23 protein-coding genes and 2 pseudogenes are annotated in these 22,445 nt (G+C 67.5%); 12 read left to right on the forward strand and 13 right to left on the reverse strand.

Going from position 1 to position 22,445, the window contains the following annotated elements:
- Positions 1 to 183: 183 nt before the first annotated feature.
- Positions 184 to 443, forward strand: a pseudogene (locus tag AWC19_RS04830) (cupin domain-containing protein); the annotation flags it as partial.
- A 145-nt stretch (positions 444 to 588) separates the two neighbouring features.
- Here AWC19_RS04830 and AWC19_RS04835 read toward each other — a convergent pair.
- A complete protein-coding gene (locus AWC19_RS04835; RefSeq protein WP_085076951.1) occupies positions 589 to 1,890 on the reverse strand; it encodes an MFS transporter in 1,302 nt (433 codons plus the stop codon).
- A gap of 104 nt (positions 1,891 to 1,994) precedes the next feature.
- Here AWC19_RS04835 and AWC19_RS04840 point away from each other — a divergent pair, with 104 nt between their 5' ends.
- On the forward strand, positions 1,995 to 2,744 hold the full coding sequence (locus AWC19_RS04840; protein ID WP_085076952.1) for a GntR family transcriptional regulator: 750 nt from the start codon (positions 1,995 to 1,997) through the stop codon (positions 2,742 to 2,744).
- Positions 2,745 to 2,819: 75 nt separating this feature from the next.
- Here AWC19_RS04840 and AWC19_RS04845 read toward each other — a convergent pair whose 3' ends face one another.
- Positions 2,820 to 3,056: a hypothetical protein gene (locus AWC19_RS04845; protein WP_085076953.1), complete on the reverse strand. Its 237-nt coding sequence runs from the start codon at positions 3,054 to 3,056 to the stop codon at positions 2,820 to 2,822.
- A 79-nt stretch (positions 3,057 to 3,135) separates the two neighbouring features.
- Positions 3,136 to 5,064 carry a molecular chaperone HtpG gene (htpG, locus tag AWC19_RS04850; protein ID WP_085076954.1) on the reverse strand — a complete coding sequence of 643 codons (1,929 nt, stop codon included), beginning with the start codon at positions 5,062 to 5,064 and terminating at the stop codon, positions 3,136 to 3,138.
- A gap of 59 nt (positions 5,065 to 5,123) precedes the next feature.
- Here htpG and AWC19_RS04855 point away from each other — a divergent pair, with 59 nt between their 5' ends.
- Entirely contained in the window at positions 5,124 to 5,744 is a 621-nt protein-coding gene (locus AWC19_RS04855; RefSeq protein WP_085076955.1) for a TIGR03085 family metal-binding protein, read from the forward strand.
- A gap of 18 nt (positions 5,745 to 5,762) precedes the next feature.
- Here AWC19_RS04855 and AWC19_RS04860 read toward each other — a convergent pair whose 3' ends face one another.
- From AWC19_RS04860 to AWC19_RS04870, 3 genes are all read right to left on the reverse strand, one after another.
- Positions 5,763 to 7,313, reverse strand: coding sequence for a class I adenylate-forming enzyme family protein (locus tag AWC19_RS04860; RefSeq protein ID WP_085076956.1), 1,551 nt, complete (start codon positions 7,311 to 7,313; stop codon positions 5,763 to 5,765).
- Entirely contained in the window at positions 7,310 to 8,152 is an 843-nt protein-coding gene (locus tag AWC19_RS04865; RefSeq protein ID WP_085076957.1) for a thioesterase family protein, read from the reverse strand. The genes AWC19_RS04860 and AWC19_RS04865 overlap by 4 nt, the downstream gene beginning before the upstream one ends.
- A gap of 87 nt (positions 8,153 to 8,239) precedes the next feature.
- Positions 8,240 to 8,953 carry a VIT1/CCC1 transporter family protein gene (locus AWC19_RS04870; protein ID WP_085076979.1) on the reverse strand — a complete coding sequence of 238 codons (714 nt, stop codon included), beginning with the start codon at positions 8,951 to 8,953 and terminating at the stop codon, positions 8,240 to 8,242.
- Between the two features lie 188 nt (positions 8,954 to 9,141).
- On the opposite strand from AWC19_RS04870, the gene AWC19_RS29565 reads away from it, so the two are divergent.
- The gene (locus AWC19_RS29565) at positions 9,142 to 9,753 is read left to right on the forward strand and encodes a chitin-binding protein (protein ID WP_158090832.1); all 612 of its coding nucleotides are present in this window, start codon (positions 9,142 to 9,144) and stop codon (positions 9,751 to 9,753) included.
- Positions 9,754 to 9,871: 118 nt separating this feature from the next.
- Here AWC19_RS29565 and AWC19_RS04880 read toward each other — a convergent pair whose 3' ends face one another.
- On the reverse strand, positions 9,872 to 10,507 hold the full coding sequence (locus AWC19_RS04880) for a class I SAM-dependent methyltransferase (RefSeq protein ID WP_085076958.1): 636 nt from the start codon (positions 10,505 to 10,507) through the stop codon (positions 9,872 to 9,874).
- 590 nt (positions 10,508 to 11,097) lie between these two features.
- Between AWC19_RS04880 and nicT the strand changes: the two genes are divergently transcribed.
- Together nicT and AWC19_RS04895 are read left to right on the forward strand one after the other, a co-directional pair.
- Positions 11,098 to 12,213 carry a Nickel transporter NicT gene (gene nicT / locus AWC19_RS04890; protein ID WP_085076960.1) on the forward strand — a complete coding sequence of 372 codons (1,116 nt, stop codon included), beginning with the start codon at positions 11,098 to 11,100 and terminating at the stop codon, positions 12,211 to 12,213.
- Positions 12,214 to 12,345: 132 nt separating this feature from the next.
- Positions 12,346 to 13,362, forward strand: coding sequence for a YihY/virulence factor BrkB family protein (locus AWC19_RS04895; RefSeq protein ID WP_085076961.1), 1,017 nt, complete (start codon positions 12,346 to 12,348; stop codon positions 13,360 to 13,362).
- Between the two features lie 118 nt (positions 13,363 to 13,480).
- Here the strand turns inward: AWC19_RS04895 and AWC19_RS28845 are convergent.
- Positions 13,481 to 13,582, reverse strand: a pseudogene (locus AWC19_RS28845) (DUF3072 domain-containing protein); the annotation flags it as partial.
- Positions 13,583 to 13,822: 240 nt separating this feature from the next.
- Here AWC19_RS28845 and AWC19_RS04905 point away from each other — a divergent pair.
- Complete coding sequence (locus AWC19_RS04905) at positions 13,823 to 14,569, forward strand: sensor domain-containing protein (protein WP_142280991.1); 747 nt, start codon at positions 13,823 to 13,825, stop codon at positions 14,567 to 14,569.
- Between the two features lie 42 nt (positions 14,570 to 14,611).
- Here the strand turns inward: AWC19_RS04905 and AWC19_RS04910 are convergent, their stop codons facing one another.
- Positions 14,612 to 14,800: a hypothetical protein gene (locus tag AWC19_RS04910; RefSeq protein WP_142280992.1), complete on the reverse strand. Its 189-nt coding sequence runs from the start codon at positions 14,798 to 14,800 to the stop codon at positions 14,612 to 14,614.
- Between AWC19_RS04910 and AWC19_RS28850 the strand changes: the two genes are divergently transcribed.
- Entirely contained in the window at positions 14,793 to 15,176 is a 384-nt protein-coding gene (locus tag AWC19_RS28850) for a hypothetical protein (RefSeq protein ID WP_142280993.1), read from the forward strand. The genes AWC19_RS04910 and AWC19_RS28850 overlap by 8 nt on opposite strands.
- A 47-nt stretch (positions 15,177 to 15,223) precedes the next feature.
- On the opposite strand, the gene AWC19_RS04920 is transcribed toward AWC19_RS28850, so the two are convergent.
- Together AWC19_RS04920 and AWC19_RS04925 are read right to left on the reverse strand one after the other, a co-directional pair.
- Complete coding sequence (locus AWC19_RS04920; protein WP_085076965.1) at positions 15,224 to 15,760, reverse strand: hypothetical protein; 537 nt, start codon at positions 15,758 to 15,760, stop codon at positions 15,224 to 15,226.
- A gap of 91 nt (positions 15,761 to 15,851) precedes the next feature.
- Positions 15,852 to 16,763: a TPM domain-containing protein gene (locus tag AWC19_RS04925; protein ID WP_085076966.1), complete on the reverse strand. Its 912-nt coding sequence runs from the start codon at positions 16,761 to 16,763 to the stop codon at positions 15,852 to 15,854.
- A gap of 75 nt (positions 16,764 to 16,838) precedes the next feature.
- Here AWC19_RS04925 and AWC19_RS04930 point away from each other — a divergent pair, with 75 nt between their 5' ends.
- The 3 genes from AWC19_RS04930 to AWC19_RS04940 all read left to right on the forward strand — a co-directional run bounded on the left by AWC19_RS04930 (position 16,839) and on the right by AWC19_RS04940 (position 19,435).
- Positions 16,839 to 17,327, forward strand: coding sequence for a glutathione peroxidase (locus AWC19_RS04930; protein ID WP_085076967.1), 489 nt, complete (start codon positions 16,839 to 16,841; stop codon positions 17,325 to 17,327).
- A gap of 56 nt (positions 17,328 to 17,383) precedes the next feature.
- Positions 17,384 to 18,373: a glycoside hydrolase family 6 protein gene (locus AWC19_RS04935; protein ID WP_142280994.1), complete on the forward strand. Its 990-nt coding sequence runs from the start codon at positions 17,384 to 17,386 to the stop codon at positions 18,371 to 18,373.
- A gap of 177 nt (positions 18,374 to 18,550) precedes the next feature.
- Positions 18,551 to 19,435, forward strand: a complete 885-nt coding sequence (locus AWC19_RS04940) for a cutinase family protein (protein ID WP_158090833.1) — start codon at positions 18,551 to 18,553, stop codon at positions 19,433 to 19,435.
- A gap of 64 nt (positions 19,436 to 19,499) precedes the next feature.
- On the opposite strand, the gene AWC19_RS04945 is transcribed toward AWC19_RS04940, so the two are convergent.
- Both AWC19_RS04945 and AWC19_RS04950 read right to left on the reverse strand, forming a co-directional pair.
- A complete protein-coding gene (locus AWC19_RS04945; RefSeq protein ID WP_085076970.1) occupies positions 19,500 to 20,360 on the reverse strand; it encodes an LLM class flavin-dependent oxidoreductase in 861 nt (286 codons plus the stop codon).
- A 6-nt stretch (positions 20,361 to 20,366) separates the two neighbouring features.
- The gene (locus AWC19_RS04950; protein ID WP_085076971.1) at positions 20,367 to 21,122 is read right to left on the reverse strand and encodes an SDR family oxidoreductase; all 756 of its coding nucleotides are present in this window, start codon (positions 21,120 to 21,122) and stop codon (positions 20,367 to 20,369) included.
- 97 nt (positions 21,123 to 21,219) lie between these two features.
- Here AWC19_RS04950 and AWC19_RS04955 point away from each other — a divergent pair, with 97 nt between their 5' ends.
- On the forward strand, positions 21,220 to 22,227 hold the full coding sequence (locus tag AWC19_RS04955; RefSeq protein WP_085076972.1) for an Lrp/AsnC family transcriptional regulator: 1,008 nt from the start codon (positions 21,220 to 21,222) through the stop codon (positions 22,225 to 22,227).
- Positions 22,228 to 22,445 lie beyond the last annotated feature (218 nt).

A 22,445-nucleotide genomic window follows, 5' to 3' on the forward strand; every position in this document is an offset into this window, starting at 1 on the left:
GCCGCGAATCGTATCAAATACCGTAATGCCAATAGTAACGGGCTAAGTTCCGCCGGTCTGCGGCCGCGACAGCGGCTCGATAAGCGACAGTGATCACCGCATCAAAACCGGTGTTGGACGGCCAGGGTCACTCGCCCGCATCGTAAAGGCGGGCGCCGAGACATCCACCGGAGGAGGGACGAAATGCTCACGCAGACAAGCAAGCACGTCGCATCGCTGACAGAGGGCGAAATCGTCGAGGAGTCCGACCTGGGTTCGATCACACGCAGGCCGACACCTTCCCGATCCTGAAGGGCCTGTCCATCAAGCGGTTGCTGATCAACCCCGGCGTGATGCGGACCCCGCACTGGCACGCCAACGCCAACGAGCTCACCTACTGCGTGTCGGGAACGGCGCTGGTCTCGGTCCTCGACACCGGCAGCCGGTTCGCGTCCTTTGTGGTGCCGCGCCGGAGACATGCTCCCTTCACCGCGCCTGCGGCGTGCGCTCTGGCGGCCGAACCGGCCAAGCCACGATACTTGCGCATAACCGAATTACCTTCCGCGACATCGTGTTCGGGCTGCACCAAAGCGGCCATTGACCCGCGCCCTATTGAGGCAGCTCCTCGCCGCGCGTCTCGGGTGCCAACGGAATGACGAACAGCCCGATCACGAATGCGACCGCGGTAAGCGCGACGGGCAGGCCCAGCGTGCGGGTATGCAGGATCGCCGCGCCGAGCAGGAAGTTCACGCCGGCGCCGACGAAACGGCCGAACGAGGTGCAGAACGCGAACGCCGTCGCGCGCACGCGGGTCTCGAACTGCTCGGGCAACCAGAGGCTGAAGATCGCGAAGTTGCCGCCGAACAAACCGAGGACGAATAGCCACGCGATGAACGGCGCCAGCCCGCTGGGCAGGTAAAACGCCCAGCCGAAGCTGCCGGCGATCGAAACCGCCATTCCGCCAAAGTAAATGGCGAGCGTCTTTCTGCGACCCACGCGTTCGCAGAGCGCCGGGACGAGCAGGCAACCGAGGATGGTGCCGACCGACAACAGCGCCGTGGCCCAGGACGCGGTCTTTGTGGCACCGCCCTTGTCGAAACCGGCATGCTGCGCCAATTGAATGACCGCGGTGGGTTCGTAGACGGCGCCGGCCCACAACCCCACGATGGCTATGGTCAGCAGCGCGCACGCCACCCAGGTACGGCGCCGGTAGCGCGGCCCGAGAATCTCGCGCAGCGGCTTGGTGCGGACGGTGGCGTCGGGCTCGAGCTTTTCCCACTTCTCGGTTTCCTTCACCCGGGTCAGGATCAAGATGGCGACGACGATCGGCACCGCACCGGTCAGAAACATTGCGCGCCAACCGAAATGGACGCCGATCGTGTAGTTGAGCGCCGCCGCCAAGAAGAAGCCGGCGTAATAGCCGGTCTGCAGGTAGCCGGCGCCCATCTTGCGCCGGTCCTCCGGCCACGCCTCGGCCACGTAGGTCCCCGCCAGCGCCCACTCGCCGCCGATACCCACGCCGGCGATGAAGCGAAAGACCGCCAGCTCCCAGACGTTCTGCGCCGCAGCGGAAAGCCCGGTGAAGATCGCGAACGTGAGGATCGTTGCGGCCAGCACCTTGGTCCGCCCGAAGCGGTCGGCGATCGGACCCCAGATGAACGACAGGCCCCAGCCCACCAGGAACAGCGCAAACAAGATCGACCCGGCGAGGCCGACGTTGCTCGATGTCGCGGAGACGCCGGACCGCGGCAGCAATTCGGTGAGCGCGGGGGTGAGCACCAACGCGTAGATGAACGAATCCATCCCGTCGAGCGTCCAGCCCGCCCAGGCTCCCCAGAACCCGGCGATCTGGGAACAATTGAGGGGCGTGCGACGCCTCGCGACACCGGCCCGTTCCGTCGTAGCAGTCATCTGGCGCCTTCCGCTGACACGGCGGCACGACCGCCGAAATCGCCTATCCGCCAAGCCGGTCCGGCTTCGCGTTGGTTCCGCGTCACATTGTATATAATATAGTGATGAGCGTAACAGGTCATTCGCCGTCGGACAACGCGCTCGGTGGGTTACCCGCCGCGCTGTCGCTCGCCGAACGGGGCAGCACCCCACGACTGATCGCCAATGCGTTGCGTGCGGCGATCGTCGACGGCACCCTGGCCCCCGGCACCCCGCTGCGCCAAGACGCCATCGCGCGGCACTTCTCGGTGAGCGCCATTCCGGTCCGCGAGGCCCTGCGTCAGCTGGAGAGCGAGGGCTGGGCCAAAGTCGAGATGAACAAGGGCGCCACCGTGGCGCCGCTGTCCGCCGACGAGGCGCGAGAGATTTACGAGATCCGCGCCGCGCTGGAGAGTCTGGCCATCGGGCTGGCGATCCCCGCTCACACGCCGGAGTCGCTGCGGCACGCCGAGGAGCTGTGCAAGGCGGCGTCGGCCGAAACCGAGCCGTCGCTGTACGTGGCCCGCAACGAGGCTTTCCACCGCAGCCTCTACGAGCCCGCCGCGCGACCCCAACTCCTGGCGATGATCGGCATGCTGCACGAACGCGGGGAACGCTACCTGCGGCTCAAGTTCGGGCTGCCGTCATACAAGGGGGAGTCCGACCGGGAGCACGTGGCACTGCTCAAGGCGGTTCGCCGCGGCGACGTTGCGGCGGCGCAGTCGTTGGTCACCAGGCACCTACTCGACACCGGCGAACTGCTGCACCGTTTCCTGTCGCGAGGCGCCGACGCCGCGACCCCGGCGCCTGCCGCGGGCAGGTCCCGCCGGAGGTAGCCGTCGAATCCGAATCGCCGTTCCCAAAACGCCAATCGACGCGCGTTGTACCGCGGAATCGGATTTGGTGGTCGCTTAGCGCCGATTCCGCGGCCGCACGGTCGGCGTCGGATGGTGGTGGCTGACCGGGGCGGTGAACCCCTCGGTGTCATCGAAAAAGGCCCACTGCCCGTCGTCGTCGACCTCCATGCGCCAACCGAGCTCCGAACTGCCGATCGAGGCCGTGAACCAGGCGTGCGCGTCCTCGGCGCTTTCGAAATGCTTGGTCGCGACCACCCCGCCGTGTGGGTCGACGATCCGGAACTTGGGCATGCGACTGAATATCCTTTCCAGCACGAATTCAATCGCATTCGAAGCCCGCCGACTAGTGCGGCCAAGCGCCAACGGCGGTCTACACGGTGCGCGTCAGCCGGTCGGCGAGCAGCTCGGCGAACCGCGCCGGATCGTCGAGCGCGCCGCCTTCGGCCAGAAGCGCTGTGCCGTAGAGCAACTCGGCGGTCTCGGCGACGGAGGCGTCGTCGGCGCGCTCTTTGTGGGCGTCCCGCAGGCCGGTGATGAGGGGGTGCTTGGGGTTGAGTTCCAGGATCCGCTTGTCGACCGGAACGTCCTGGCCCGAGGCGCGGTAGAGGCGCGCCAGCGCCGGTGTGATGCCGAAGGCGTCGGTGATCAGGCAGGCCGGCGACTCGGTCAGCCGATTCGACAGCCGCACCTCCTTGACGTGGTCGCTCAGCGTCTCCTTTAACCAGGTCAGCAGGTCGGCGAACTCTTTTTGCTGCTCCTCGCGTTCGGCCTCGCTCTTGTCCTCTTCGCCACCGAGATCGACCTCGCCCTTCGCCACCGACTGCAGCGGCTTGCCGTCGAACTCGGTCACCGTTCCCACCCAGATCTCGTCGACGGGGTCGGTGAGCAGCAGAACCTCGTAGCCCTTGGCCTTGAATGCCTCGAGGTGCGGGGAGTTCAGGAGCTGCTGTGGCGACTCGCCGGTGGCATAGAAGATTTGCTCCTGACCGTCCTTCATGCGTTCGACGTAGCCGGCGAGGGTGGTGAGCTCTTCGTCGCTGCGGGTCGAGGCGAACGACGAAACCTGTAGCAGCGTCTCCTGGTTGTCGTAGTCCAGCATCAGGCCCTCTTTGAGGACCTTGCCGAATTGGCGCCAGAACTTGAGGTAATCGTCCGGGCGTTCGGTTTGCAGGTCCTTGATCGTCGACAGGACCTTCTTGGTGAGGCGCCGGCGGATCGCGTTGATCTGGCGGTCCTGCTGCAGGATCTCGCGCGAAACGTTGAGCGACAGGTCCTGCGCGTCGACCACGCCCTTGACGAACCGCAGGTACCTGGGCAACAGCTGGTCGCAGTCGCCCATGATGAACACCCGCTTGACGTAGAGCTGCACGCCGATTTTGGCGTCGCGGTCGAACAGGTCGAGCGGGGCCTGGGACGGGATGAACAGCAGGGCCTGGTACTCGAAGGTGCCCTCGGCCTTCATCGCGATGACCTCGAGCGGCTCGTCCCACGCGTGGGCGATGTGCTTGTAAAACTCCTTGTACTCCTCGTGGGAGACCTCGTCTTTGGGCCGGGCCCACAGCGCCTGCATCGAGTTGAGGGTCTCGGTTTCGACCGTGACGGTCTCCTTGCCGCCCTCTTCCTCAGAGGCGGGCGTGCGGCGCTCGACCTCCATCCGGATCGGCCACGCGATGAAGTCGGAGTACCTCTTGACCAGGTGCCTGATCTTCCACTCCGCGGTGTAGTCGTGCAGCTCGTTCTCGACGTCTTCGGGTTTGAGGTGCATCGTGACCGACGTTCCCTGCGGAGCGTCCTCGATGGATTCGATGGTGTAGGTGCCGTCGCCGCTCGACTCCCACCGCGTGGCTTCGCTCTCGCCGGCCTTGCGCGTCACCAGCTCGACCTTGTCGGCCACCATGAACACCGAATAGAAGCCGATGCCGAACTGGCCGATCAGTTCCTCCGAGGCGCCGGCGTTTTTCGCCTCCTTGAGTTGCTGGCGCAGCTCGGCGGTGCCCGACTTGGCCAGCGTGCCGATCAGGTCGACCACCTCGTCACGGGTCATGCCGATGCCGTTGTCGCGGATGGTCAGGGTTCGTGCGTCCTTGTCGGCCTCGATCTGGATGTGCAGATCCGAGGTGTCCACGTCGAGGTCCTTGTTGCGCAACGCTTCCAGCCGCAGCTTGTCCAGCGCATCGGACGCGTTGGAGATCAACTCCCGCAAGAACGAGTCTTTGTTGGAGTAGACCGAGTGAACCATCAAATCCAGCAGCTGGCGGGCCTCCGCCTGGAACTCCAACTGCTCGACACGAGCATTCATGAGACTTCCTCCGACCACATATCATTTGAATTTAGCCGACGTAGCTGAAGGGATATCAGGTGTCCGTTGCCCGACGCGAGCGCGCCGCCCTGGTCGAGACCCTGCGCGGAGTCGGCCCCGACGCGCCCACCCTGTGCGAAGGGTGGAAAACCCGAGACCTGGCCGCCCACCTGGTGATCCGGGAACACCGACCCGACGCCGCGCCGGGCATCATAATCCCCTTCTTCGCCGCGCATACCGCCAAGGTGCAAGACGAGGTGGCCTCGAAGACGGACTGGGACGCCCTGGTGGACAAGGTAGCGTCTGGCCCGCCGGTCTACTCGCCGTTCAAACTGCTCGACCCGGTGGCCAACGTCGCCGAAATGTTCATCCACCACGAGGACGTGCGTCGCGCGCAGCCGGGCTGGGAGCCGCGGGTGCTCGAACAGGCGCTGTGCCGGTCGCTGCGCCGCACCCTGTCGCTGATGGCTCGCGTGACGCTGGCCAAGGTCCCCGGCCGGGTGGCCCTGCGCGTCCCGGAGGGCAAGACGGTGCTGACGGCGGGTCGCGGTCCCACGGTCGTGGTGACCGGCGCTCCCGAGGAGCTGCTGCTGTTCGCCGTGGGGCGGGAGGCGCGGGTCGAGTTCGAGGGCGATGCGGCGGCGATACAGGCCGTCCGCGACGCCCCGAAGGGGCTGTAGGGCGGCGGTCCCAGCCGGTCAGCCGAACGCTTCGCGCAGGTCTTTTTTGATGACCTTGCCGAATTGATTGCGCGGCAGCGCGTCGACGATCGCCAGGCGCTCGGGGTGCTTGTAACGGCTCAGCCCCTGCGAACGGCAATGCTGCACAAGGGAGTCCAACGACACCGCGTCGGGCGACGCCGGCACCACGACGGCGCAGACGCGCTCGCCCGTGCGGGGGTCGGGCACCCCGATGACCGCGACGTCGGCGACCGCGGGGTGGGTGGCCAACGCGTTTTCGACCTCGAGGGCCGACACATTCTCCGCGTTGCGGATGATCGCATCCTTGATGCGACCGGTGACCCGGACGTTGCCGTCGCTGTCGACGAGCCCGAGATCGCCGGTGCGCAGCCATCCTTGGTCGTCGAACGCGTCGGCGTCGAGCGATGCATCGGCGTAGCCGAGGAAGCATTGCGGTCCCTTGAGCCGCAACTCGCCCTCCTGGCCGACGGGCAGCTCGCGTTCGGAGTTGTCGACCACGCGGACCGTGACCCCGGGCGTCGGCGCTCCGACGGTGTGGTCGAGCACCTCGGGGGCCGCGGAAAGCGTCGGCGAGGCAGCCACCGGAAATTCGGTGAGGCCCCACGCGTTGGCGATGCCCGGCAGACCGAAGGTTTCGCGGATCTGTCGCCCGAGTTCGGCGGTGATGGGCGCGCCACCGGCGAGGCAACCCCGCAGCGAGCCGAACAGCGGCCCGTCGCCGTGGGCCCGCTGGGCGTCGAGAAACCCGACAAAGAAGGGCGTCGCGGTGCCCAGGAACGTCGGACCGTGCGCCGCGATGGAAAACGGTGTGGTGGCGGGATCGAACGCCTCGAAGAGCGCCAAGCGCATGCCGGTCAGTAGCGCGGCGGCCAGCATCACGGCCCCGCCGATGTGCGCGACGGGGAAGGCGATCGGGTCGACGTCGCTGGCGGTGATGCCGATGGTGTGCACCAGGCCCGCCGCGCCGGCGACCACGGACGCATCGGTGTGGCGGATCCCCTTGGGCGCGGCGGTGGTTCCCGACGAGTAGTAGACCCATCGGGCGTCGCGCGAGGCCCCCGGTGGCGGGCCGAGGGCGTCGGCGCTAGCTCGCGGCAGCCGAAGCGCGCCCGAGCTGGGCGGCGTTTCCAGGTCGACGGTGATGACCTGGAATCCACGCTCGGCCGCCACTGCGCGCGCCAGCCCGCCGTGGTCGAACCCGCGCCAAAGCCGGGGCACGACAAAGAAATCCGTGGCGAGTTGGGCGGTGATGAAGCCGACTTCGTGTTCGCGAAGTGCCGGGATGATCGGGTTTTGCACCGCCCCAAGGCGGACCAGCGCGGCCAGGACGACCATGGTTTCCAACGTGGTGGGCAGCTGCCAGGACACCACGCTTCGGCCACCGATGCCGCGTTGGGCGAACGCGGCGGCGGTCGCGCATGCGTGATCACGGAACTGGCGGGCGGTCAGGCTGCGGCCGTACTCGTCGGCGAGGAGCAACCGGTCCGGATGGCGTTGCGCCGCATCGGATATCAGCCCCCAGAAGGTGGCGCCCCGCCCGCCGGTCATCCGGCCGGCAGCTCGGACGGTGGACGAAACCCGGAGTGTGCTATCGCGACGGACACGCAATTGCCGATGGGGCCCTGCCGATCCACGAGGACGGCCGAACCGGTGGCCACGCCGTCGCGGCTGTAGTGCGTCAGCGAGGCCAGGCCGAGGTGGGATCCCTCGGGCAGCCGGCTCAGCGTCAGGGTGTAGTCGGCGTTGATGAATTCCAACGCGTTGGTGCCCCAGTTCGCGATCGATGCCGTGACGTCGGCGGCCATGGCCGCGCGGGTGAACGCGCTAAGGGGTTCGCCGTCGATCAACGGGCGCATCTCGTGCAGCCAGGTGTATTTGGGGCCGAACTTGTCGGCCCAGTCGGGATCGGGGTTTTGGATCTCGGCGCCCCAGCCGTAGGTCCGCAAAAAGAGCGACGGCTGGTCGCCGTCGTCGACGGGCAGCGGCGGCAGCTGCACCGGTTGGGACCAGACCTGTCCGTCGGGCTGGGGGCCGCGGCGCAGAAACAGGGCGCTCGCCCGCGCGACCTCGGCGTCGTCCTGGATGAGAACCGCCTCGACCAGTTTGAGTCGCCGGCGGTCGTGACGGATTCGGGTCTGCACCGTTATCGGTTTCAGCGCCGCGGGCGCGGGAAGGTCGACGGTGAGTCGCGCGGGCTGCAGTTGCGGGTCGTCGACCGTGCGCTCGAGCGCCCAACCCAGCAGGCCGCCAACGACATGACCGCTCAGCGATGGACCCCAGCCGCCCCGCGCGATTTGGCTTGGCGCGTAACGGCTTCCGTCGCGTACAAAATAGGGCACGGGCGCCGCCGAGCCGACGTCATCGGACTCGATCTTCGTTTCCGTCAAGGCGCGACTCTCCACATCGTCGGTGGCCCAGGAGGCAACGGTAGATATTACAGTTTCGGTTCCAGTCCCTGCCGTGGCGCCGGGCGCTCACGCGATCGCGGCGCCCACCACATGGCCGATCGCATAGGTGACCGCCAAGGCGAGACCACCGCCGATGACGTTGCGCAGCATCGCGCGGCCCTGCGGCGCTCCGCCCAATCCGGCCGACACCGCCCCGGTGACCGACAACGCCAGGAGCACCGCCACCACGGTGGCCGGGATCCGCCACGCCGTCGGCGGCGCCAAGATCACGATCAACGGCAGCAAGGCGCCCAGCGTGAACGACAGCGCCGACGACAGCGCCGCCTGCCACGGGTTGGTCAGCTCTTCGGGATCGATGCCCAGTTCCACCTCGGCGTGGGCCAGCAAGGGGTTGTGGTCGGTGAGCTCCTCGGCCACCGTGCGCGCGGTCGCCGGCGTCAGGCCTTTCGCTTCGTACAGGGCGGCGAGTTCGTCCAGCTCCGCGGCAGGATCGTCGCGCAACTCCTGAACCTCCTTGTGCAGGAGCGCCCGCTCGGTGTCGCGCTGGGTGCTGACGGAGACGTACTCCCCCAGGGCCATCGACACGGCGCCGGCGGCGAGCCCGGCGACCCCGGCGGTCAGTATGGGGCCGCGTGCAACTGCGGCGGCGGCCACACCGACGACGATGCCCGCCGTGGAGACAATGCCGTCGTTGGCGCCCAGCACCCCGGCGCGCAACCAGTTCAGCTTCGCCGCCACCGACCCGACATGCGGTTCGGCGGGATGAGACCTAGCTGACACGGCCCCCACGATAGACCGCGAAACCGCCACCTACCAGCAAAGATAGGCTTCCCAAAGCTTGTGCGTCCTCCCGTGAGCGGGCCGGGAAAGGTTCTGCATGGGGCAATCACAGCGGATCCATAGATAAGCTTTCTAATGTCGTTGGTGTTGGGGGGTTCAGGAACTCCACTATTCGAAGGTGAAGGACCATGAAGCTAAAGCAACTGATCGCCGGCGGCGCCGTCGCCGGAGCCCTGGGCGCGGCGGCGTTGGGGGTAGGCGCCGGTTTGGCGAATGCCGCTCCCGAGCCGCAATCGCCGGGTCCAGGGGGTAATCACGCCGGGCCTGCGCCCGCAAACTTCCACGCCCCGCAGGCGCCGGGTAACCCCGGCGGACCGGGCGGGCCCGGCGGACCCGGCCCGGGTGGGCCCGGCGGCCCGGGCGGACCTCCGGGCGGACCGGGAGGTCACGGCGGCGGACCCGACCATCCGGGCGGCCCCGGTGGCCCGGGCGGCCCCGGTGGCCCGGGCGGACCGCCACCCGATCACCAGGGCGGGCCCGGCGGACCGGGCGGACCGGGCGGCGCGTGGCACGGCGACCCGCAGCGCGGTTACTTCCACGGCGCCCCGTGGGGAGACGGCCCCGCACCGTGGGGCTGGGGCGCGCCGCCGCGGCCGGCGTGGGACCGACCGCTTCCGCCACCCGGTGGCGCGTGGGGCTACGGGCCCATCAACTACTACGGCTACCAGGAAACGCCCGTCTGGGATCCCGGATTCAACCAGTGGGGCTTCTGGTTCTTCGGGGTCTGGATCCCGCTGTAAACCCAAGGGAGGTCCAGGGCCCACGCCACGGCCGCCTCGTCGATCGGCGAGGCGGCCGTCGGCGTCTAATCGGCCGGCGACGTCGTCCGCTCGAAGCAAGCCGCCGATCGGCCCAGGGTTAGCGCTTGGTACCAACGGTGATCAGGTCCGAGACGATCCTGGCCCAGGCCGGTCGCCGGATCCGGTGCTGATCGCTGATGGCGAACCCGGCGCCGTCGAACATCGACCGCATCTCGGCCGGCGACGCGTTGTGCTGCGGCTTCCACCGCTGCGACGACGGCGCCTGTAGCTTCGGTTGCCGGGTGCTCAGGGCCGACACGGCCAGCAGTCCGCCGGAGCGCAGCACGCGGTGGAATTCGCGCAGCGCCGCCGGCTGGTCGAAGAAATGGAACGCCGACGTCGTCACGACCGCGTCGAGGACCCCGTCGTCGAAGGGCAGCTTCTCGGCCGGGGCACGCAGCCATGTCACCCGTTCGGATCTCGCACGGGCCTGGTTGAGCATGCCGTCGGACATGTCGATGCCGTAGATCTCCTCCGGGTGCAGCTCTCGCTCGATCCGATCGCTGAGAATGCCCGTACCACAGGCGATATCAGCGATCCTGCGGGCTCCGTGGTCGCGCAGCTGCGCGATCACCTCGTCGTGTGGCGGTCGGTAAACCCACCGCTGCAGCAAAGGGAGGTCATAGGCGGGAGCGAGGAAGCTCCACATCCGGGTGACGGCGTTGTTGAGCCCTCGGCGTTGCGCTTCGGTCATTTCTCGGCGCCGGCCAACGTCGCTAGCGCGGACCCGGTCCGCCCGGACCACCCCGTCCCCCGGGACCGCCGGGTCCACCCGGGCCGCCTGGGCCACCCGGTCCTCCAGGACCGTTTACGGTCGGCAGCCAGAACACGCATTGGTTCAGGTTGGGGCTCCACACCCAGCCGGGCGCGCACGGGTCGTCCGCGTGGGCGACCGCCGCACCGGCCACCACCGTCGCCGGCAATGCCGCCAGCGCCAGGGCGAAAGCGCCGACACCGCAACGCATTAGCACGTTCCTCGTGGTCGGGAATCTCGCGGTCGTCGTCATGCCGGCCCCCTTCCGGTGAGTCCTTCGTACCGATTTAATCCTTGTCGGCCCTCGTCCGGCCAGCGTTTGAGCGAATTCGACGGGTCGGGGCAGCCCCAAACAGGCGCAGCTCGGCCGGTCTCCGGTCACCGGATTGTGCTGCGGTGGTGATCCTCGCGGCGGCCCCACCGGCCGCTCGCCGTGACCCGCCACTTTTGCGAATCAATTGCATGTACATTGCGAGCGTCGTTACGGTCGTGATGACACGCTTTGCCGCCTATCCTCGAGGAGCCGCGACATGGTCAAAGGCACGCCCGACCGACGCCCGCCGCCCCTGTCCCGGCTGCGGGCATCGTTGGGCCCAGCCGACTGGTGGCGCCTGTCGTCGATGTCGGCGGTGATCGTCGCGCTGCATCTGGCCGGCTGGCTGACGCTGATCTTCGCGGTGGACCCGGGACGACTGAGCCTGGGCGGCAAGGCATTTGGTATCGGGGTCGGCGTCACGGCCTATACGTTGGGGCTGCGGCACGCCTTCGACGCCGACCACATCGCCGCCATCGACAACACCACCCGCAAGCTGATGAACGACGGACAGCGTCCCCTGGCCGTTGGTTTCTTCTTCTCGCTGGGGCACTCCACGGTCGTGTTTGCGCTGGCGTTGCTGCTGGCCGCAGGCGTCAGAACCGTCATTGGCCCCCTCGAAGACGACTCGTCGACGCTGCACCACTACAGCGGCCTGATCGGCAGCAGCGTCTCCGGGGCGTTCTTGTATGTGATCGGGCTTTTGAACGTCGTCGCGTTGGTGGGCATCTGGCGAGTGTTCATCCGAGCGCGCCGCGGCAATTACGACGAATCCGAGCTCGAACGGCAACTGCAAAATCGCGGGGCGCTCAACCGCGTCCTGGGACGCTTCACCCGATCGATCACCACGTCCTGGCACATGTATCCCATCGGGCTGTTGTTCGGCCTCGGTTTTGACACCGCCACCGAGGTTGCGCTGCTGGTGCTGGCCGGCACCAGCGTCGCGGCCGGACTGCCGTGGTACGCCATTTTGTGCCTGCCCACGTTGTTCGCCGCCGGCATGTGCCTCCTCGACACGATCGACGGCACGTTCATGAACTTCGCCTACGGCTGGGCCTTTTCGCACCCGGTGCGCAAGATCTACTACAACCTCACGATCACCGGGCTGTCGGTGGCGATCGCCCTGGTGATCGGAAGCATCGAGCTGCTCGGCCTGTTCGCCGCCCAACTCGGTTGGCGCGGCCCGTTCTGGGAATGGCTTGGTGGCCTCGACCTCAACAGCGTCGGCTTCCTCATCGTCGGAATCTTCGTCGTCACGTGGGCGGCCGCTCTGCTCGTCTGGCGCTACGCCCGTGTCGAAGAGAAATGGGGCTCCGCCGAGCGCGCGGGGTGAGAAGGTCCTTTCGATTCGCGGTGTTGGCCACGGCCTCTGAAAGCGGTTTAGCGGATTGCCGGTCGACGAATACGGGTATGACCTCGCCATCGCATTGACCGGGTGTCTCGTGCGCGGACGAAGTGAGGGCCGATGGTCGGCTGGCTGGACAGGCTGCAGCGACGCAACCGCGTCGTCGGCGTGATCGTCGCGGTCATCTACAAGTACCTCGACGACCAGGGCGGCTACCTCGCCGCGCTGATCGCCTACTACGGGTTCGTGTCGCTGTTCCCGCTACTGCTGCTGCTGACCACGGGACTCGGGGTAATACTGGCCGGCCGCCCCGACCTGCAGGAGCAGGTGCTGCACAGCACGCTGAGCCAATTCCCGGTCATCGGCGGCCAGCTGCACCAGCCCGAAGGGCTCAGCGGCGGCGCCGTGGCCGTGATCGTCGGCATCGTCGGCGCGCTCTACGGCGGCCTCGGCGTCGGCCAGGCGGTGCAGAACGCGATGGACTCGGTGTGGGCCGTCCCCAGGAACAACCGCCCCGATCCGTTCCGCTCACGCCTACGCAGCCTGCTTCTGCTCTTGCTGCTCGGTTCGGCGGCCATCACCGTCACAGTCCTGTCCGCCGTCGGCCAGGCCACCGGCGCGCTGGGTGCCCTCGGCAAGATCGGACTCGCGCTGGTCACCGTGGCGATGAACGCGCTGATTTGCGCGGTGGTGTTTCGGGTGATCACTGCGCGCCCCCTGACGTATCGCCAGGTGTGGCCGGGAGCGGTCGCGGCGGCCATCGTCTGGCAGTTCCTGCAGTGGTTCGGCGCCGGCTACATTCGGCACACGGTGAAGACGGCCAGCGCCACCAACAGCGTCTTCGCCCTTGTGCTCGGGCTGCTGGCCTTCCTCTACCTGATATCGATGGCGCTGGTGCTGTGCGCCGAGATCAATGTCGTTCTGGTGGAACGGCTTTACCCCCGCGCGTTGCTCACTCCGTTCACCGACGACGCCGACCTCACGCAGGCCGACCGTAAGACGTACACGAAAAAGGCAAAAGCCGAGCGCGTCAAGGCCTCTCAGCGGGTCAGCGTCAGGTTCCGCGACGTCGCGCCGAAGGCTTCCCACCACGAGACGGCCGACGCGCCCGCGACCGACCCTCCGGTTAGGGGCTAGGTCCCGGCGATCTCGAAGGTGACTTCGTGGCCGCCGAATCCGGGGCCGGCCTCCCCGACCCCGTCGGCCGACCCGGCGTCGCTGTCGGGCGTAGACCGACGATCCCGCTCCCGAGCCGTCAGCCACCGCGTCCGGTCTGCTGCTGCAACTCGTCGATGAGCTCCGACGCTTGTGCCTTGGTCATGTCGTCGGGAACCTCTCGTCCGGCTTCCTGCGCCACGTGTGCCCGGCGCCTGCCGCATGTGCTCAGTCATGTCGTCACCTCCGCCGGTATAGATAACCATCGCACGCATGTTCGAAACCTGTGTCCAACGCCACGTTCATGCCTGGCCGGTTTCGCCGGTTCCCGCCTCGGCACTGGCCGGCGCCGGCCAGAAAAACGGCTCCGCAGCGAATTTAAATATCGATTGCGGCGTTGCGCTCTGATGGACGGCCGGACGGGAGAACGACGATGACTGCAATGTTGAGAAACGCATCCAATGGTGTGGCCGCCGCGCGCACGCTCCGCCGCGCGGGCTGGGCCCTGGTGGCCGCGGCGGCGATGGCTTTGGCGCTGAACGGGTGCACGGTGTCGGCCACCGGACGCCCGGTGGCCGCCCCGGATCTGGGGCACTGGCAGCCCCCGCACATCCTCAACGCCCGCCTGGCCAGCCTGTTGCTCAGCGCCGGCGACGTCAACGCGGTCGGACAGACAACGACCATGGCGGTCCGCCGGCCGATTTCTGAGATGTCGCACAGCGAGGACACGGTGTCCGATCGGAATTGCCTGGATGCCTATTCACCGATCGAGGCCGAAATCTACCGGGACAGCGGCTGGGTGGCCCTGGAAGGCCAGTTCCTCGACAACGCGCGCTCTCGGGATCAGAACAAGCACGCGCTGCTCCAAGCCGTTGTCCGGTTAGGCGACGCCGGCTTGACCCAGCAGTTTTTCGCCAAAGCCAAGCCGCGGTGGGCCGGCTGCGCCGACCGGGCGCTGACGATCACGCAGCCCGGTGACGATCCCGCCGTGTGGACCTTTGGCACGCTGACCGCCACCGACACCTCGCTGAGCATCGTTCAAACCCTCAGCGGCGGGAAGGGTTTCGCCTGCCAGCGCGCGATGGGGGTGCGCAACAACATCGTCATCGACACGCTATGGTGCGGATTCGACACCGCCAACCAGGCCGGCGATGTCGTCGCCAAAATCGCCGCCGCCGTCGAGCAATGACGGGATCGGTTCGGCCACAACCCGTTAGAGTTGACCGCTAGGTCAGCTGAGCCGCCGCAGCTCGAGAACCACGGCATCGTGCTCGCGCTCGCGGGGCGGGTGGGACCTGCGCACATCGCCGGCCAAGTCGCGGTAATCCCACACCATCTCGGTGAGCTCGCGGGCCGTGCGGCCGAGTGCCGTGTAGACGAAACCGACGACGCGTCCGAGATGCACTGTTGTCGTGTTCACCAGCTCGACCGCAATGTCGGTGGCGCGGTTCAACTTTCGCTCGAACATGAAACCCCTACTAAGATGCGGGCGAAGGCTCGCGGCCTCCGCCCACGGGCTGCCCGCGTGTGGCCGCCGTCTGAATGCGTCCCTGCGTTCGTTGTGGGAACTTGCGCCGGAGCTCAGATTCTACATCCAGACCGTGCATCGGTTGACCGACCGGGGAGCGGTGTGTTCCCATGCCGCGCACGACGTTTCACATAGCGGTTTCGACGCCGAGTGGCGTGGGATCGAACTGATGACCGTCGACCAGAACGTCGTAAACCGCTGCGAAATCGTCGACGACGCAGACCTCGACGCCGCGCTCGCGAAGTTCGACGAGCTCAGTCAGACGTAGTCCTCCGAAAGACAACGCCCCAACCCGAGCGTGGCGCCCGTCGTCGATCAGAGCCAGCCGGTGCGCGCGGCGGCGACCGGCTCGGCGGGGGCGGGGGCCAATGTCCCGTCACGCACGCCGTCGAGCATCCGCTTGACCGCGGCGACGATCTCAGGCGCCGCCGCGACGAGGCCCTTCCTGTCGACGTCGGTGACTTCGTCCGGGGCCACGCCCGCCCGGGTGAGTACCGCGTCGGGGTCGGCCAGCTGACCGGCCAGCCACGACACCGGGTCGGCCGACAGCTCGGGAACGAAGTGTCGGCGCCCGGGCTCCCACCCGTCGAATCGCGGGTGGTGGTGAGCCCGGTCCAACGTGCCCGGCGGGCTCTCGGTGGAGCCGAAAAGATCCACCCGCCACACCGGGCGGTTGAAGGCGATCGGGATGCCGGCGTAGATGGACCCCTGCGGCTCGGCTCGGTCGATGAGGCGGAGTTCCAGTCTGACGCCCCGCTCCGGGGTTTCCTGACCGGCGAGGGGGGTCGGGTCGACGAAGAACATGTCTCCGACCACGACGCCCAAGTTTTCGAATCCGAACGCTGCGAGCATGGCGCACCTTTCCTCGTACCTTGTCGAGGGTAGACCTAAGCGGCGGGCCATTCGTAACGGCCGCAACCTCAGCGTCTTTCGTAGACCACCATCAACGCGTTGATGCGGTGCCTCGACGTCGTGTCTTGCCGTGCGCGCCCAGCACGTCGGCGTTTGCCAGCGTTTGAGCCTGAGCGGCCAACGTCGATGCCCTGTTGGCGTAGGCGATCGCGTCGGCCTCGTTGCTTGTTTGCGTGCCGCGCGCCGCCGCCAAATACCGCTTCGTCTCCTCGAGCCGGGCCCGGGCCTCGGCGCCGACGCTGCCGTGATGCCGGGCGACGTAATCGGAGATCTGGCGCAAACGGGCGTCCGCGGTGGACAACGCCTGCGCCAACGAATGATCGCCCCCGCCGACGCCCACCTGCCCGCCGCTCGGTTCGACCCGTCGGGCGCGCCGGCGGCGACGCACGAGATAGAGCACGAGAACCACCACGACGACGACCGCGACCACCACGCCGACGCCGACGGCGATCAGCGGCCAGATCGACTTTGAGCCTGGCGTTTTGTTCAAACCGTTTGCCGCCGCGACCGCGGCTCCGCTCCAATCTTTGTTGTTGACGGCCGCTTGAATTTCTCTGCTGCGCAGACTGTTTAGGTCGTCTGTGGTGAGACCGGCCACCGTCGGCGACACGGTGAACGCGTACAGCCTGGTGTTGGTGGCCACGGCCAGCAGCGCATCGTGGTCACCCATCCCGCTGGCGCTGCGGGTTTTGTCGGCCCAGTTGTCGGGTTTGAACCTGGAGAAGTTGTCGACGTAGACGACCCACAGTTGAATGTGCCGGTCGTGATAGAGCCGGTCGACCGCCGAGCTGACCGCCGCCCGACCGGAGTCCGTCAGCGCCCCGCTGTTGTCGGTGATGTGGTCGGTCAGCTTGGACGGCGGTTGCGCCCCGGCCGGGGCCGCCAACAGTACCCCCGCGGTCAGGATTGACAGGACCACACCCACCAGGCGATCAATGCGCATACGGGTAATCTAGCCCGCCGCCGGCCACGATCCAGGGTTGCGGAGGCTCAGATCGGCAGTGTTAGCGTCGTCGATGTGAGCCTCAAAGACATCGCCCTGACCACCCTCGATGGCAAGCCGACCACTCTGGCCGAATTGTCCGACGGCGCAACGCTCGTCGTCAATGTCGCCTCCAAGTGCGGGTTGACCCCGCAGTACACGGCACTGGAGAAGCTGGCCCGGGACTATCGCGACCGTGGCCTGACCGTCGTCGGCGTCCCCTGCAACCAGTTCATGGGCCAAGAGCCGGGCACGGCCGAGGAAATCCGGCAGTTCTGCTCGACCACCTACGGGGTCACCTTCCCGTTGCTGGCCAAGACCGACGTCAACGGCGCCGACCGCCACCCGCTCTACGCCGAGCTGACCAAGGCCGCCGACTCCAACGGTGAAGCGGGAGACATTCAATGGAACTTCGAGAAATTTCTGATCGCCCCCGGCGGTGAGGTGGTCAACCGGTTTCGGCCGCGCACCGCGCCAGACGCCCCGGAGGTCGTCAGCGCCATCGAGGCCGTGCTGCCCCGATAAGCCGCCCCGCCGTCGACGATTGGCGCTTATTGGTCTCGAGCACTACTTTCCCTGAGGTGATGTCCTCAGCTGCTGGGGCGGCCGCACGGTGGATCGCCCCCGCCCTCGTCGTGGCGGCCGCGGTTGGCATGAGCTTTGTTGGCGACCAGGCGGGTCCCTCGGTGCGGTTGGCCGACGACGCCAACCCCTTGGCCGGCGCGCCCTTCTATGTGAATCCCGACTCGGCGGCCATGCGCGCCGCGCAGCACGCCGATCCGCCGAGCCCCGAGCTGACCGCCATCGCCAACACACCGCAGGCGTACTGGATCGTCCCGGGCTCGTCGGCGGCCACGGTAGGGAAATACACCAGCGACGCGCAGGCCGCCAGCGCGATCCCGGTGCTGGCGATCTATGGGATCCCGCACCGCGACTGTGGCAGCTTTGCCGCGGGCGGCATGGCGACGGCCGACGACTACCGCGGGTGGATCGACGGCATCGCCTCGGGGGTGGGCGCTTCGCGGGCGGCGATCATCCTCGAACCCGATGCCCTGGCCATGGCCGACTGCCTCCCGGCCGACCAGCGCGAAGAACGCTACGACCTGATCCGCTACGCCGTCGACACCCTGACGCGCAATCCGGCCGCGGCCGTGTACGTCGACGGCGGTCACCTACGCTGGCATAGCGCCGAGGACATGGCCAGCCGGCTCAACAAGGTCGACGTCGCCCGGGCGCGAGGCTTCAGCCTCAACACCGCGAACTTCTACTCCACCGCGGACGAAATCGGCTACGGGGAGGCGATTTCGGGGCTCACGAACGGTTCGCACTACGTGATCGACACGTCGCGCAACGGCGCCGGGCCGGCACCCGACTCCGGGCTCAACTGGTGCAACCCCAGCGGCCGCGGACTGGGCACTCCCCCGACCACCGCGACCTCGGGCGCCCACGCCGACGCCTACTTGTGGATCAAGCGTCCCGGTGAGTCCGACGGAACATGCGGCAAGGGCGACCCGCCCGCGGGAACCTTCGTGAATCAGTTCGCCATCGATCTGGCCCACGCAACGGGCTGAGAGGCCGCGTCAGCCGCGTACGCTGGAAGGCATCCGGTCAGGCCCAGGGCCCGGCGTGGCGATTCCCGAACGCGCTGGTCGACGACCAGTTCGACGATCTCGGAAATTCCTCGTAAGGCCATCGCAGGGCCACCATCGAACGCTGATCGGCGTTTCGACACGAGGGGAAGGTGCATGATGCCGCACATAGTGATGACCGTATCGGGAACCGGCGTCGACATGTGGAACACCGCGCCACCGCAGCCCGCCGGTGTCGCCGCCGCGCTGGCGGCGGCCTTTCCGGATCTGTTCTACTGGCAGCCCGTCGGCAACTATCCGGCGAGCGCGTTCCCCATGGGTCCGAGCGTCGACGCCGGTGTCGCCGAGCTCAATAGGCTTTGCACACAAATCAATCCACCCGACGGCGCGCCGTCCTACCCGGAGAGCTCCATCATCCTGCTCGGGTACTCACAAGGCGCCATCGTCGTATGCCAATTCCTGCACACGATAGCGTGGCTGAATCCGCAGATAGCGAATCGCATTGTGGCAGTCGGCGTCTGGGGCAATCCGCTCAGGCTACCGGGGTTCGCCTCCGGCAACCAGTTCGCCGGATGGCCGATGCCGGCCGACGTCGACGGCGTCGTCACCGGCGGCATCGCAGGCCCCGCCTGCATGACGCCGGCCGACGTTGCGCCGCACCTGCTCACGCCGGTCAGGCATTTCTGGGGAGAGTTCGTCAACACCATCGGGGTCGGCAACGACATCTACGCGGATGCCCCGGTCGGTCCCGACCCGTGGACAGCCGAGGCGGGCCCAGGCGTGATCGAGACACAGATCTACAACATCGTCCAAAACGCCAACACCCCAAACATTTTCGCGATCCTTCGTGATGCGTTGAAGCTGGTGAACCCCGCCACCTCGGTGGAGGAGATCATCTCCATAACAGAAGCGATCTACAACGGCGGAATGTTTTTGGCGGCCGGCCCCAACGCGGCTCACTACACCTACGACACCACACCGGTGTACAACTTCATCGCCTTGGCGGGCCAAGAGACGCGACCGTTTGCCACCACCCAGGTTTGACGGCATGGATATACGGCTTCCGAGACTCTTGAGTGGAGCGAATTCCCCTGCGTAGCAAGGGTTGTCATGGCAGGACCGCTTCGGCGAGGCGGTCAATCTGGTCGATATCGGGGACGCAGGGGTAAAACACGAGTCCGTCGAAGCCTAGGTCGCGGTAGGCGTGCACGGTCTGTGCCGCGTCCCGGGGAGAGCTGAGCATGTCCGCGACATTGAGGGCGGCGTAGTCGGGCTTGAAGCCGTAGTAGCGCTGCAGGTGCGCGCGACCGGCGGCGACCGTGTCGGCGTCACCGAAGGCGAAGTTGACGCTGGCCTCAAGCCGCGGGCGCCCCGATCGGCCCGCCTCCGTCCAGGCTGCACGTACCCGGTCCGCGAACACGGATTGGTTGGCGTAGTCGCGCAGCGCCCCGGCGGTCCACCCGTCGCCGATGGTCACGGCGCGGCGAATCGTCGCGTCCGCCCGTCCACCAAACAGGATTGGAACCCGCACCGGCGCGGGACTTAGCGCCTTGTCGCCGGTGACGGTTTTGGCGTCGCGCGCGTCGCGCAGCAGCGCCACGGTCTGGTCGAGGATGCGCCCGCGCCGCCGGTAGTCGACGCCGGCAGCGGTGTAGTCGTCGGGTCGACTCCCAACGCCCAGGCCGAGGGTGAACCGGCCGGCGGAGGCGTGGGCGAGGGTGGTGACTTGCTTGGCCAGCAGTGCCGCCGGATACAACGGAGCCAAAAGCACGTTGGTCATCAACCCGATGCCGGTGGTCGCACCCGAGGCCACCGACAGCGCGACGGTCGAGTCGAGGCTTTCGTATACCAGCCGGTCGATGGCGGCCAGACTGGCGAAGCCGCGCTGCTCGGCCTGGCAGGCCCACTGGGCGATCAGCCTCCCTGGCACGTGCGCGATATGGCTGGGCAGTCCGATTCCGATGTGCACTTGTATTCACTCCTTAGCGTTCACGGCATCGAAGATGTCGTCGTACCGGCCGTCGCGGGCGGCGAACCGCACCCGTTTGGCGGCATCCACCACGACTTCTGCGGCGTCGGGCTGACTCTGCAGCAACGAAAAGGCGTGGGCTACAAAGGCATCCAAGGACATCACATCGGGACCGTGGCCTTGGCCGGCGAGCATGTCGGTATCGACCCGCGGCGGGATGATCTCGATCACCTGAACCGGGGTCCGACGCAATTGACGGCGCAGCGACTGCGTGTAGGAGTGCAAGGCGGCCTTGGTCGCCGAGTAGGTGGGTGCGGCCGCCTTGGGCACGAAAGCCAAAGCCGAGGTGACATTGATAATCGCGGCTTGCGGACGGGCGAGCAGGACGGGAAGCAGCGCCGCGGTGAGCCGCATCGGCCCCAGCAAATTGACTGCCACCGTCAGTTGGGCGATCTCAGCCGTCGCAGCAGAACCGGTGCGCAAATCCTCGGTGTGCATGACACCCGCGTTGTTGACCAGGACGTTCAAGCCGGGGTGAGTCTCAGTGAGTTCGGAGGCCAACCGCGTGATGCTGTCCGGCTCTGCCAGATCCAGGTGGCGGCAGGCGATGCCCGGGTTGGCGTCGGCGACGGCCCTTAACTTGCGGTAGCGGCGTCCGGCGATCACGACCTGGTTGCCCGCTCGATGCAGGGTTTCGGCCAGGCCGCGGCCGATTCCGCTCCCGCCGCCAGTGACCAGAACCGTGTTGCCTGTCAGCCGCATGGAATCACGCTCGCAGCGCCGGCATCGATCTGGCGATTGCTCCGGCCAAACTGATGAGATATGCCCAGATAGCGGCCGATGGCGCATACTTTTCCTCATGATCAAGGCGCTGGACGCGCAGATTCTGCATGCCCTACAGCTGGCGCCCCGGGTGTCGTTTCGCCGGATCGCCGCCGTGGTCGGGGCCAGTGAGCAAACGGTGGCTCGCCGCTACCACCGGCTGCGCCGCGACGGGGTGGTGCGCGTCGTCGGGCTGGAAAACCGGTGGGCGGACAAGGAAGCGAACTGGGTGTGCCGGATACGCGCCGCACCCGACCACATACCGCAGCTGGCCGACGCGCTGGTGCGCCGGCCAGACGTGTCGCACGCCAACGTCTTGACGGGATGGACCGATCTCGTGTGCGTCATCCGCGCACCCCTCGGCGATACGCGGGAGGATCTCCTGCGGCGACTCCCGCGAGCGGCCTTGGTCACCGACATCACCATCGACCTGCTGTTGCGTTCGTTCGGCGACCCGGCACGCGCACCGTGGACCGGCTACGGCCACACGCTGTCTGACCGGCAAGCCGAACACATCCTGGCCGACCGCACCGGACCGGCGGCCTGCGTTCAGCCGTCCCTGCCCACTGCCGAAGACCGACCGATTTTCGATGCCCTCGCCGAGGACGGCCGCACGCCGCAGTCGCGGCTCGCGGCCCGCACCGGCTGGTCGGTGGCGCGAGTGGGCCGGCGGCTCGCGGCACTGGAGGCCTCCGGTGCGCTGCTCTACGACGTCGATGTGTTGCCCGAGCGACTCGGCCACCAGCTCAGCGCCATGCTGTGGCTGACGTTGGCGCCCAAAGACATACAGCGTGCCGGCGAGCGTATCGCGGCGCATAGCCGGATCGCGTTCGCCGGCGCTACGAGTGGATCCAAAAACCTGATAGCGATTGCCATCTGCCGAGACACCGACGATCTGTACCGATACCTCAGTGAAGAACTCGGGCAGGTCGAGGAGATCCTCAGCTACGAGGTCGGCATCCGCACACACCGCCTCAAGCAACACGGGTCTCTCGTGGCCCACGGACGGCTCGTCCATCCCCGCCCGACCCGCGCACCACGCTAGGACCTGCCGACGCGGCGCATGGCCGCCTGTGAAAAAGAATTGCTTCGACACTGTGCCCGATCGTGTTTTACGGGGGTTCCCCGGGCGGCGCGGCGCCGGCCGCGTCCTGCAGCACCTGCTGCAACTTGTCGAGCGGCTCGCCCCCGGCCGGGTCGAGCCGGCGTGGCGACAGTTCCCGGCCGCCGGGTGCGACGGCGGCCGGCGGTGGTGGGTAAGCC

This window comes from Mycobacterium palustre (assembly GCF_002101785.1).
Taxonomy (GTDB): domain Bacteria; phylum Actinomycetota; class Actinomycetes; order Mycobacteriales; family Mycobacteriaceae; genus Mycobacterium; species Mycobacterium palustre.